Below are 12,435 nucleotides of genomic sequence, written 5' to 3'. Positions count from 1 at the left end.
GGGTGCACTCTATACACATGAACCAGAAGGTCAACTTCGGACCATGAAAGGAGCCTGACATGTCGCATCTAACTCAGGAGCAACTCAATAATTTACAACAAAAGCTGATGGATCGAAAGGTTGAGCTTGAACGGCGCATGGTATATAACGACCAGCATGGGCTGGGGGAATCAGAGCGAGATATGACCGGCGAGCTGTCCCATATTGATAACCATCCCGGGGACTTGGCAAGTGAGATGTTTGAACGAGAAAAAGATCTTGCACTCCAGGATAGGGTGGATCAGGAGCTGCAGCGGGTTATTTTTTCACTTGAAGCGATTCATCACGGCCGTTACGGCGTGTGTCTTACCTGCGGCCAGCCAATTCCATACGAACGGTTGGAGGTTCTCCCGGACACACAATATTGTGTAAAGGACACGCCTCGCGAACGAGTCTCCCACGATCGTCCGGTTGAGGAGGAAATCCTTGCCCCCGCTTTTGGAAAATCCAGTATGGATGAGCACGATTATGCTGCGTTTGATGGCGAGGACGCCTGGCAGATTGTTGAAAGCTGGGGGAACTCCAACTCCCCTGCGCTGGCGGAAGGCAACGAAATTGACAGTTATAACGAGATGGATATCGAGAATGGCGATGATCAAGGCGGATTTGTTGAAGTGTATGAAAATTTCGTTGCAACCAATATCGATGGCTCCGAGGTGTTTATCGTACGAAGCCCGCAATATGTCGATTACCTAAACCGGGGCGAAGGAAGCTACCTGCTTGATCCCCATGGCGATCCTGATGATGATAATGAATCCTTCAGTTAAATAAGCGTTTACGACCGGCAGCGTATTATGAAATCTCAGCGGCTGCCGGGCATTACATATTCACATAGATCACTCACGTCAGCTCAAGCTGACGCTGAACGATCCGGACAATATCTGCAATGTAGTCGCCGATAATAGGCAAATTCAATGCACCAAGTGCCTGAAGGACATAGATAATGGTCGCCGCAAAAAAGGTAAAGCCAATCGCGATTCCCACACCGCGGGCCGACCCGGCCAGCAAATTGGTCCAAATCAACTTCCATGGGCGGTTCAGCAGCTGGGTATACTCCGCGATCCGAGCCTTCTCCAGCTGCTGTGCTATGTCCGTGGTCATGCGGTGTATGGCGCTCAATTGGTCCCGCTCTTTCTCAAGTGATTTTTTTTGTTCAGTTGGCACCCCAGCATCCGGCTTCTCCGCCATTTCTACCGCCCCTTTGCCTAAACTAATCGACTTCAAATTATAGACCCAGAGCAGCTACATTACCTTGTATGCTCGTAATCTGCTTACCATTACATATCAATTCGCTGATTATTATGCATCTATGGGAAGCATCTCATTCGTTTGTGAGAACACCCTTAAGTATTCGATATTTTTTATGAATACAAAAAAACACTGCCCCTGTAGATAAGGGCAGTGTTTTATAACCAATTTATAACTTAGGCGATGTGGATGCCGATGGTTTTGCCGCCAAGCTCAACCCGCTCCATGTCTTCGCTTTGTCCAAATTGCAAATCGTTCACTAGGACATTCTCGCGCAGCACATCTTCAAATGCGGCGATCGCAACTTGAAGCTCTTCATCCGTATCGAGGGTCAAGTTCACCCGCTTCTCGATCGGCAGGTCCAGCTTCTTCCGCGTATCCTGTACGGCACGCACCACTTCGCGAACCCAGCCTTCCTGCTCGAGCTCCGGCGTGATATCCGTATTAAGCGCAACGGTTAAACCATAACCTGAAGCGGATGCGAAGCCTTCCTTCGCCTTCTTCTCCACCAGCAGCTCTTCAGATGTGATCTGTAATTCTTCACCTTCCGGCGATGTCACGTTCACGCCGCCCGTTTGGACTACCTTGCGAGTCTCGTCACTGCTCATGCCTTTCAGGAACCCTTGCAGGAAGCCGATATTTTTGCCGTATTTCTTGCCTGCAATCTTTAGGTTCATTTTCAGCGTGAAATCAACGAAACCACTGTCGCTGGTCTCCACCTCAATCGCTTTGACGTTGATCTCATCCTTGATGATGTCTTCATATCCCGCAAGGTCAAACTCGCGATCCATGGATACGATGAGCTCAGACAGCGGCTGGCGCGTTTTGATCCCGGTCTCGTTGCGGACATTGCGCGCAAGCTCTACGATCTGTCTAGCCGTCTCCATGTCCTGCTCGAGAGCCTTGTCGATCAACGCCTCGTCGGCTTGCGGGAAGTCGGCCAGATGCACGCTCTCACCGCCGCCCAAGTTGACGAAGATATCTTCGGACAGCATCGGCGTGAATGGTGCCATCAGCTTGGAGAGAGTCAGCAGCACGTGTGTAAGCGTCCCGTATGCGGCCAGCTTATCTTCCCCGAGTCCGCTGCCCCAGAAACGGTCGCGCGAGCGGCGGATATACCAGTTGCTCAGCTCATCCACGTAAGCTTCGATTGCTTTGGCCGCATTCAGGAAATCATTCACGGCCAGTCCCTTGTCAACCACTTGAATCAAGCTGTTCAGTCGGGACAGAATCCAGCGGTCCAGCTTGTGGTTCGATCCCTTGAAGTCATGCTCCTTCGGATCATAGCCATCGATGCCGGCATACAATGTCAGGAACGCATGGGTGTTCACCAGCGTATCGACAACCTTGGATTTGGCTTCGCCGACGATTCCTTTCGAAAAGCGTTTGCTGTTCCATGGTGCACTGTCAGCGAGCAGCGCCCAACGGAACGCATCCGTGCCGTACTCTTCGATGATTTCCCAAGGATCGATGACGTTGCCCTTGGATTTGGACATCTTCTGTCCGTTTTCATCAAGAATATGTCCTGTGGCCATAACTGCTTTATAAGGCGCTTTACCCGTGAAGAGGGTCGATACGGCAAGCAAGCTGTAGAACCATCCACGCGTCTGGTCGATCCCTTCGCAGATCATATCGGCAGGATACTGCTGTTCGAATTTCTCCTTGTCCTCGAATGGATAATGGTATTGTGCATACGGCATCGATCCGCTGTCAAACCATACGTCGATGACTTCCGAGGTCCGTTCCATGACGCCGCCTTCACAGTGAGGGCATTTCACTTTCACTTCATCCACATACGGCTTATGCAGCTCCAGATCCTCCGCTACCTCGCCTACGGCGTTAGCCCGAAGCTCCGCAATGCTGTGCGGCGAGAATTGCCCTTCACAAGAATCGCAGACCCATACGTTAAGCGGTGTTCCCCAATAACGGTTCCGGCTAATATTCCAATCGACCAGATCTTCAAGGAACTTGCCGAAGCGGCCTTCGCGCACATGGCCCGGATACCAGGTGACCTCATTGTTGTTCGCGATCAACTGATCCTTAACCGCTGTCGTTTCGATAAACCAGCTCTCCATCGCATAATAGAGCAGCGGGGATTTACAGCGCCAGCAGAATGGATAGCTGTGCTCGTATTTCTCCTTGCTGTACAGAAGTCCTTTTTCAGACAAAGCCTTCACGATGTCCAGATCGCAATCCTTCACGAAGCGTCCGGCAAAATCCGTCACTTCATCGGTATAACGGCCTTGGCCATTCACGACACTCACGAAGCTGATGCCATTCTCGCGACATACGCGATAGTCGTCTTCACCGTGCGCAGGAGCCATATGCACAATCCCCGTACCGCTTGCATCGGTAACAAAGGAAGCGCCGACGATGAGATTCGTTTTTTCCGCTTTTACAAACGGGAACGGAGGATCGTAAGTCTTGCCGACCAGCTCGGAACCTTTCAGCGTGGACAGAACGGTAAAATCGCCCTTCATGACATCCTCTACCAGATTCTTAGCCACGATATAGATGCCGTCCTCCTGCTCGACGCGGGCGTAATCCATATCCGGATTCACAGCCAGTGCCACGTGGGATGGAAGCGTCCAAGGCGTCGTTGTCCATGCCAGTACATACTCTCCGCTGTCATGCAGCTTAAATTTAGCCGTTGCGCTAAGGTCTTTAACATCCTCATAACCTTGCGCCACCTCGTGGGAGCTGAGCGTGGTCTGACAGCAAGGACAGTATGGGCTCACGCGATGACCGCGGTACAGAAGGCCTTTATCATGAATCGTCGCCAAAATGTTCCATACACTCTCGATATAGTTGTTCTCAAGTGTGATGTACGGATGATCCAGATCGGTCCAATAAGCAATCGCCTCAGTCAGCTCGCGCCACTTGTGCTCATATTCAAATACGCTGGCTTTGCATTTTTTGATAAAAGCTTCAACGCCATAATTCTCGATCTCCTGCTTGCCGGAGATGCCAAGCTGCTTCTCTACGCCAAGCTCAACCGGAAGCCCGTGCGTATCCCAGCCCGCTTTCCGAACGACATGGTAGCCCTTCATCGTCTGATAACGGCCCACAAAATCCTTGATGACGCGGCCAAGCACGTGACCGATGTGCGGTGCGCCGTTAGCGGTCGGCGGACCTTCGTAGAATACATAATTCGGCTTGCCGGCCCGCAGCTCGATTGATTTCTTGAACGTGTTCTCCTCGTTCCATTTGTTCAAGATGCGCAGCTCTCTGGCCCGCGCTTTCTCCTTGACGTCTACTCTGTTCATACAGATCTTCCTTTCACTTCGTAAATGTTCTGTGAAAATAAAAAAAGGCCTCATCCCCCAAGGGACGAGAACCTGTTCTCGCGATACCACCCTAATTTCGCACGGCCGACTTCAAATGGAAGTCTGCCCAAGCGACACCTCAATGTCCATGCCTGTTCGTAATAGGCAAGGTCCGATATAACGTTCGGCTGACGGTTCAGCTTACACACGCGGTTAAACGCTTCAGCTTCACTTCTCCGGGATGATCTTCTGCTTGGTCTGAACGCCGGGCTTTCAGCAACTGCCGGCTCTCTGAGGGACAGATCCTTCGCGTACTATTCCCATCAACGAATGGTTGTATGAATCAACAATATGTTATTAGTTATAGACTCTTTCGCGGAAAAAGTCAACCGGATACCCGCCTAGTATACTTCTTTTGGTTCAAGACTCGGTTCCCGGTTCTCGAGCGTCTCCCAGCCTTCTTGTTTCAACAGCTCCAGCTGCGCCTCAACCAGGGAGCGGAAGCGGGTGCGGTAGATGGAAGCCTGCTTCTTCAGTTCTTCAACCTCAAGCGCGATTTTGCGGGATTTACCGAGCGCATCATTAATGATCCGATCCGCATTCTTCTCGGATTCCTTAATGATCAGCTGGGCTTCCTTCTTCGCGTTGTTCTTCAGCTCATCCGCCGCCTCCTGAGCGACAATGATGGTCTTAGACAAGGTTTCCTCAATATTCGAAAAATGATCCAGTCTTTCTTGCATCGCAATAAGCTGGTTGCCCAACTCTTTGTTCTCCCGGATCACACTTTCATAATCCTTAATAATCTGATCCAAAAACTCGTTGACCTCGTCCTCATCATAACCCCGAATTCGACGAGCAAATTCCTTGTTATGTATATCAAGCGGCGTCAATGGCATGGTGTGCACCTCCTAAATATATGGGCCTTACAGGACGGTTTATCCGCTGTGTTAGCCAAACCACCCGTCCGTGAAGACAATAGCGGTCATTTACGATTTATCGGTAAATCCATTGTTATTTTGAATGACACTTTGTACTCATTCGACAAAAAAACGGCAATTCCTTCAAAGGTCAGGCATATTTCCCAACCTTGATACGGTACCGCCCTTTTTTCGTCAGGCTTCCTGTCTCCAAAACTTTAAACCGTCCAAAGCCTTGGATGGAAACGACATCGCCTTCTTTTAAATTCGTTGAGGGGTCCTCTTCCACTTTCCAGTTCACGCGGCATCGGCCAGCCTTGATCGGCACCACGATTTTCGTACGGCTGATTCGATATGCATCGCTGGCGATTCCGTCCAGTCTCATGGAAGATACCGTAATATCCATCGTTTCGAAATTCGTGCGGGCAACCTCAAGCTTGTCCATTGGCAGCAGTTCCGTCATCACATGCACCCGGTGGACCTGGCTGAGATTCAGATGGAGAAACGCGCTGATATCGTCGGCTACGACCGCATGGCAGCCGTCCGCGAGCACATGGATGTCACCAATCTTCGATCTCTTAATGCCAAGACCCAGAATCGAACCCATGTAGTCGCCATGCTCCAGCTCCAGAAACTTCTGATCTCCGGAAGAAATGCTGAGCACCTTCATCTTGAAATCCTCGCCCTCAAGCGCTCGGTAATCCGGAGCGATCCACGCCCGAACGCGTTCTGCATCAGCATGTCCACCATCAAACATGGCATGCACATCCGGATGACGATTCACGAGCGATTCCAGAATGAATCGCTGACGAGGATCCAGAAAATCCGTCAGCTTCGCTTCATGATATTGTCCGGCATTGACAACCCACTCCCAAGTCCGGTCCACAAACTCCCGTTCATCCTTGTGAAAATGATCGTAGATGTCCAGTTTCATCGCTCATTCACCCCAAGAGATAGCCGAGAATCGCGTATACGCCTCGCTCCGCTAACTGGAGCACAAACAATGCCACAATTGGTGAAATGTCGATCATGCCCATAATCGGCGGGATGAACCGGCGGAAAGGAGCCAGATAGGGCTCTACCAGCTTGCCGAGCAGCTCGCCCACAAAGCTTTCTCTCACATTCGGAAGCCACGACATCAAAACATAAACTAAAATCATGTAGAAGTAAATACGGAATAGCGTGCTAACAACGCTAATAATTTCGTAGGTCAAAGCCTAAATCACCTCATTCTGTTATATTCATGCTCGTCTGCGAGAATCTCCGAGATCGAACCTTGGATCTCCACGGTATCCGGCGTGCATAGGAAGATGTTCCCGCCCACCTTCGAGATTCCGCCGCTAAGCGCATACACGGTTCCGCTGAGAAAATCGATAATGCGCAGCGCCTGATCATTCCTCACACGCTGCAGGTTGACCACAACCGTTCGGAATGACCGCAGATGATCTGCAATCTCCTGTGCTTCATCATATGAACGAGGCTCCACTAATACAACCTTCACGTTCTTCTGTGAATGAATGCTAACGATATTGCCGCTTTTTTGGTTCCTCCGATGATCAAACGGCGTTGCCTCCACCGGCTCTTCCTGCGAGGCCAGGACCTCGCGTTCCACAACTTCTTCTTCCTCTTGCAGTCCCAAGAAATTCATAAACCGGTTCATCACGCCCATCGTCAATCCTCCTCTTTCCCTACTAAAATCGAGCCGAGACGCACCCAGGTCGCCCCTTCCTCTATGGCTACTTCAAAGTCATTGGACATGCCCATGGACAATTCGGTCAATGGCTCCGCCGTAAGCGCCTGCTTGTTCAGCTCATCTCTTAGTTGTCTTAAACCACGAAATACAGGACGCGTCTGCTCCGCCGACGATTCGTATGGAGCCATGGTCATGAGTCCGGTCACCTTTACGTGTGAAAGACTGTTGATTTCCTTCAAAAACTCGGCTGCTTTCTCAGGAGGCAAACCATACTTGGATTCCTCGCCCGAGATATTGACCTGCATAAAGGCGGATACCTGCAGATTCAGCGCAGCAGCCCTCTTCTCCAGCTCATGGGCCAGAGACAAGCGGTCAAGCGAATGAATATATTGAAATTTATCAATGACATCCCGAACCTTATTGGTCTGAAGATGGCCGATGAAATGCCATGTGCCGCGGCTTCCAAGAGCGTTCCATTTCGCCTGGGCATCCTGCCAGCGGTTCTCGCCGATATGCTGCAGTCCCTGATCCAGTACCGAAGCTGTCATATCCAAGGAGACATATTTAGTAACCGCAATGATATTTACATCATTCCGGTTCCTGCCGCTTCTTGCGCAAGCCTCCGTGATTCGCTGTTCCACTCGATCGATACGTTCCTTCAAACTCAAGGGACGACTCACCTCTTTCTCATCCCGATCCAACTTGCCATACGACCCGTTGTCCCCCCATCTTTACGATAAGAGAAGAACAGATCATGATTGCAGCTTGTACACCATGATGTACATTCGATATGTTCCGCCAATATTCCTGCTTTAATCATAATGTGTCTGTTTATTTCTTTCAAGTTCAGCATGTATTTCCCTTGTCCCTTGTCGATATAAAAAGCTGAATTTGTAACTTTCTCGGATATGTTTCCCTCGATTCCGATATCGCGGACACGATCCATGACCCGATCATCCACCTCGTAACAGCACTCGCTTATGGATGGACCAATCGCAGCGTGAATGTGCTGAGGCAGGCTTCCGTATTCCACAACCATCCTGTCGACCATTTTCTCAGCGATGCTTCCCACGGTCCCCTTCCAGCCAGCGTGTGCCAAACCGACAGCACCCGTAACCGGATCCCAAAAATAAAGCGGCACGCAGTCCGCGTAGAAGGACGTCAATAAAACGCCGGGAACATCGGTTACAAGTCCATCCGTATTTTGAAAAGCAGAGGCTCGGTCCAAACTCCCTCTGCCCCTGTCCTTATCATGAACCACGCCAATCTGAACATCATGGACCTGTTCACCGCAAGTCCAGTCTTCCAGAGAAAAACCCAATGCCGCAGCGGTTCGTTTCCGGTTCTCTACAATGTCACCCGGCTCGTCTCCGACATGAAAGGCCAAATTCAAACTATCATAGGGGGCTCGGCTTACGCCGCCATGCCGGCCTGTGAAGCCGGCCGTGAGTGCGGCGCTTCCTGATCCCCCACTCCATTTTTCAAGCACAAACAGACTCGGTGTCTGCTGATCTTGTCTAACAAACGGTTCCATGCGCATCCCACCTCTATGACCAGTGTAACAGAAAACCCACGCCGGAGACACATTAACCGGATCCTCTGTTTAGAAGGATCGCCGGTCCGGCCGGTCCAGGTATTCCACCGATTCCTGATCATCGGGCGTTCTTCGCAATTCCTCCATTTTGACAAGGACGACATCCGAACCAATCTTGACGATATTCCGCCACGGAATGATCAGGTCGCTCCCGCCGCCGAACAGCCCCATAAATTTACCGTAACTTGGCACCACAATCGCTTCGATCCGGCCCTGCCGCAAGTCCAGCTCCAGATCGCTGATCTGTCCGAGCCGTTTGCCATCAATGATATTAATAACATCCTTCGTTTGAAAATCGGAAATTTTCATCTTTTTCCCCACCATTTGATTATCAGGTATCATGAGCATCACACCTTAGATGTATTTGAAGGTCAGCCGTCCGTCCGTCCATCTTCAATCCATATCCCTCTGTTCAATATATGAGCCGCTTAGATAAAATAGCTTATCTAAAATTAAAAAAACGATCCCATAAACGGGATCGTTATCTGTTCGTTTGATTGCTGGTCTTCTTACGTTTTGACGTGCTTCTGCATCTGCTTGATCGCTGACTTCTCCAGGCGGGACACTTGAGCTTGGGAGATGCCGATTTCATCCGCAACCTCCATCTGGGTCTTGCCTTCATAAAACCGCATGGATAAAATCATTTTCTCGCGTTGTCCGAGCTTGTGCATCGCTTCCCGGAGCGCAATTTCCTCAATCCAGGACACATCTTTGTTCTTATCATCACTGATTTGATCCATCACATAAATCGGATCGCCACCGTCATGATAAATCGGCTCAAACAGCGAAACGGGATCTTGAATAGCATCTAGTGCAAAAACAACGTCTTCCTTGGGCACGTTCAGCGCTTCGGAAATTTCAAAAATCGTCGGTTCACGCGAGTTCGCATTTGTCAGCTGATCCCTGACCTGAAGTGCTTTGTAAGCAATATCACGCAGTGATCGGGAGACGCGAATCGGGTTATTGTCCCTTAAATATCGACGTATTTCTCCGATAATCATCGGTACGGCATAAGTGGAAAATTTAACATTTTGCGATAAATCAAAATTGTCGATGGCTTTCATCAATCCGATGCAGCCCACCTGAAACAGATCATCAACAAACTCTCCCCGATTGTTAAACCTTTGGATGACGCTGAGCACCAGTCTCAGGTTGCCGTTCACCAGTTTTTCTCGAGCCGATCGTTCATTGTTCTGCTGCAGATTATGAAACAGTTCCCTCATTTCCACATTCGTCAGAACAGGCAGTTTTGACGTATCCACACCACAAATTTCAACTTTGTTTCGCGTCATGATGACTAACCTCCCAAGGAGAAACATTACTGTACATTATCTCCGAGGGGGGCTATTTTATTCCTTACGATTTCCAGTTACACCATCTTGTTGAATTCTTTGCGGAGCCTCTTTATTATTCTCTTCTCCAATCGGGAAATGTAGGATTGTGAGATTCCAAGCAGATCTGCCACGTCTTTTTGCGTCTTTTCCTCACCGTCCTGAAGTCCAAAACGAAGCTCCATAATCATGCGTTCCCGGTCGCTTAATTTATCCAGCGCTTTTTGCAGCAGCTTCCGGTCGACCTGCTCCTCGATATTACGGTAGATGGTGTCATTCTCAGTACCCAAAACGTCGGACAAGAGCAATTCATTGCCGTCCCAATCGATATTCAGCGGTTCGTCAAAAGAAACCTCGCTGCGGGTTTTGTTATTCCGGCGCAAATACATCAAAATTTCGTTCTCAATACAGCGCGAGGCGTATGTAGCCAGCTTGATTTTTTTCTCCGGGTCAAACGTATTCACCGCCTTAATCAAACCGATGGCACCAATCGATACCAAATCCTCGATGTTAATGCCGGTGTTCTCGAATTTGCGGGCAATGTAAACGACCAGACGCAGGTTACGTTCGATAAGCATGGCACGGGTGGCTGCATCCCCGGTAGGCAGCTTCTTGAGCAAGAACTCCTCTTCCTCTTTCGTAAGCGGCGGCGGGAGCGCCTCGCTTCCTCCGATATAGTAGATTTCCTGACTCTTCAGGCCTAGCAAAAAAAGTACGCGATAATACTGCAGCTGCAATGCTAATCTCCATTTAACGGGCATCTCTTATCCTCCTAAACGTTTTCCCGTAGGGATAACTGGCTTCATAAACGTAATTTCAATTCTTCTAGTCCGGCATGCTCTGGAAATGTCATAAAGGTTTTCAAAGACTTATTCATGAGTCCGCCGTATTAATGGCAAACTCGAACACTATGAAAATGGCTTCATGGTTATCATCCTGCGTTCTTGGCTGCACCTGATTCCGGTCCGGTCCCCCCATTGAGCGATGAAGCGTCCACCTCGGATTTGCAGCTTCCATCGGACACCGGCTTGTTTGAATTGGCATTCATCTTCGGCGTACCTTCTCCTTCCGTTAATGCCGGATGGATAATGGCCCTGTAGGCCCTGTCACCTGAGAGCGTCCCGCCATCAAGACCAATTAACACCTTGGATGCCGAATATTCAAATCCTCCCAGTTCGATCCGTACCATGTCGGGCTTTAACGCAAGCATGAAGGCTGCCCCCCGGTTGACTCCGCGATAGGGAACAAGCCGCAGACGGTCTTGCCATTCAAATTCCTCTGCCGCGAGCCCCATGATTAATTTGTCCGGTTCCCCCTCCATCAACTGTTTGCTCCATCCCTGAGGCAGGTGGGCTTCCCACAGTGCTGCTTCCATCACCATAACCGGCGTGCGGGTTAAGGGATCACTCAATTGATTACCTGTATCGAGCAGCCCCGCACAGGATATTTTGGCGCTGCCGATCCATACCGACACCTCTCCCAATAAGGCCTCCCGGTTCTCGGTTTTACGTTTCGTGGTCTGAACGGCTTTAAATGCGAATACAACTACAAAAAAGGTAATGCACGCAAACCAGAATCCTACCTTCAATTCAAACGATAGCCCTCCCGATGTTGTATACCATATCCCGCTAAACAGTTCTCCCGAATTTTGGACCAGGTAATGAACACCGATAATGCCTCCGGCCGCCGCAAAATTCACCATATAAAATGCTCCCAAATTTCGCAGATAACTCTGTAAGCTTGCAAAGCCGAAAGCAATCCATAACATGATCAAGGAGAGTCCAAATTTGATGAGAAAAGTAAACAAAAATGAAAGTTGCGGGACAAACATCATGACGACATACAGTGCGCCTACCACAGAGGATAATACAAGTCTCCACCACCTTGGCTTGACCCTGCGCATCCAGGCGGTCAAAGCCAGCAACATGCCGTCAATGACGAGGTTTGCCAAAAATATGAGATCAATATAAACAACCAGGTTGTTCACCTGCCTAGTCGAAGAATCACTTCGGTTATCCTTCTGTTGTTTTCTGGGCAACGGGAGATGTTACTAGTATAAGAAGAATAGAATTCAAAGTCTGTCTAAACCTGTGGGCGGATTACAGACTTTTTTTGTCGATGAAGGGCAGTTTTTAGAGACCTGTACCAGGAGCAGCCTCTTGGCGTTATCGGCGATCTCTATCTTGGCAGGAAAGCTCGGGGAATATCCTTAATTTCCACAGTAATTGCTGATTGGACTTTCATTCGTGAAAGTGTGACAGCATCAGCTGTTGGCTTTATAAATGAAATAAAAGGAAGATGACGAGGCGTTGATATAAAAATAAGCCTGTCTTCATCATGATGACGA

General features: G+C 49.6%; 13 protein-coding genes. 1 reads left to right on the top strand and 12 read right to left on the bottom strand.

Going from position 1 to position 12,435, the window contains the following annotated elements; all coding sequences use genetic code 11:
- Positions 1-59: 59 nt before the first annotated feature.
- On the top strand, positions 60-806 hold the full coding sequence (locus MKY82_RS09860) for a TraR/DksA C4-type zinc finger protein (protein ID WP_339296027.1): 747 nt from the start codon (positions 60-62) through the stop codon (positions 804-806).
- A 73-nt stretch (positions 807-879) separates the two neighbouring features.
- Here the strand turns inward: MKY82_RS09860 and MKY82_RS09855 are convergent, their stop codons facing one another.
- The 12 genes from MKY82_RS09855 to spoIIGA form a co-directional block, all read right to left on the bottom strand.
- Positions 880-1,227, bottom strand: a complete 348-nt coding sequence (locus tag MKY82_RS09855) for a DUF5665 domain-containing protein (protein WP_339296026.1) — start codon at positions 1,225-1,227, stop codon at positions 880-882.
- A gap of 236 nt (positions 1,228-1,463) precedes the next feature.
- Entirely contained in the window at positions 1,464-4,553 is a 3,090-nt protein-coding gene (ileS, locus tag MKY82_RS09850) for an isoleucine--tRNA ligase (RefSeq protein WP_339296025.1), read from the bottom strand.
- A gap of 401 nt (positions 4,554-4,954) precedes the next feature.
- Complete coding sequence (locus MKY82_RS09845; RefSeq protein ID WP_071222998.1) at positions 4,955-5,449, bottom strand: DivIVA domain-containing protein; 495 nt, start codon at positions 5,447-5,449, stop codon at positions 4,955-4,957.
- Positions 5,450-5,621: 172 nt separating this feature from the next.
- Positions 5,622-6,404 carry a YlmH/Sll1252 family protein gene (locus MKY82_RS09840; RefSeq protein ID WP_339296024.1) on the bottom strand — a complete coding sequence of 261 codons (783 nt, stop codon included), beginning with the start codon at positions 6,402-6,404 and terminating at the stop codon, positions 5,622-5,624.
- Positions 6,405-6,411: 7 nt separating this feature from the next.
- Positions 6,412-6,684 carry a YggT family protein gene (locus MKY82_RS09835; protein ID WP_220686033.1) on the bottom strand — a complete coding sequence of 91 codons (273 nt, stop codon included), beginning with the start codon at positions 6,682-6,684 and terminating at the stop codon, positions 6,412-6,414.
- Between the two features lie 8 nt (positions 6,685-6,692).
- A complete protein-coding gene (locus tag MKY82_RS09830) occupies positions 6,693-7,139 on the bottom strand; it encodes a cell division protein SepF (protein WP_339296023.1) in 447 nt (148 codons plus the stop codon).
- 2 nt (positions 7,140-7,141) lie between these two features.
- The gene (locus MKY82_RS09825; protein ID WP_339296022.1) at positions 7,142-7,831 is read right to left on the bottom strand and encodes a YggS family pyridoxal phosphate-dependent enzyme; all 690 of its coding nucleotides are present in this window, start codon (positions 7,829-7,831) and stop codon (positions 7,142-7,144) included.
- A gap of 8 nt (positions 7,832-7,839) precedes the next feature.
- The gene (pgeF, locus tag MKY82_RS09820; RefSeq protein ID WP_339296021.1) at positions 7,840-8,697 is read right to left on the bottom strand and encodes a peptidoglycan editing factor PgeF; all 858 of its coding nucleotides are present in this window, start codon (positions 8,695-8,697) and stop codon (positions 7,840-7,842) included.
- A 69-nt stretch (positions 8,698-8,766) separates the two neighbouring features.
- Entirely contained in the window at positions 8,767-9,066 is a 300-nt protein-coding gene (locus tag MKY82_RS09815) for a YlmC/YmxH family sporulation protein (protein WP_233354800.1), read from the bottom strand.
- Positions 9,067-9,266: 200 nt separating this feature from the next.
- Positions 9,267-10,049, bottom strand: a complete 783-nt coding sequence (gene sigG / locus MKY82_RS09810; RefSeq protein ID WP_006209087.1) for an RNA polymerase sporulation sigma factor SigG — start codon at positions 10,047-10,049, stop codon at positions 9,267-9,269.
- A 77-nt stretch (positions 10,050-10,126) separates the two neighbouring features.
- Positions 10,127-10,849: an RNA polymerase sporulation sigma factor SigE gene (gene sigE, locus MKY82_RS09805; protein WP_071222992.1), complete on the bottom strand. Its 723-nt coding sequence runs from the start codon at positions 10,847-10,849 to the stop codon at positions 10,127-10,129.
- A 170-nt stretch (positions 10,850-11,019) separates the two neighbouring features.
- Complete coding sequence (spoIIGA, locus tag MKY82_RS09800; protein WP_233355170.1) at positions 11,020-12,066, bottom strand: sigma-E processing peptidase SpoIIGA; 1,047 nt, start codon at positions 12,064-12,066, stop codon at positions 11,020-11,022.
- Between the last annotated feature and the right edge of the window lie 369 nt (positions 12,067-12,435).

It is taken from the genome of Paenibacillus sp. FSL W7-1279 (assembly GCF_037969845.1).
Taxonomy (GTDB): Bacteria; Bacillota; Bacilli; order Paenibacillales; family Paenibacillaceae; genus Paenibacillus_AQ.
The sequence above is the reverse complement of the archived record's forward strand: the minus strand, read 5'-3'. Positions and strand labels throughout refer to the sequence as shown.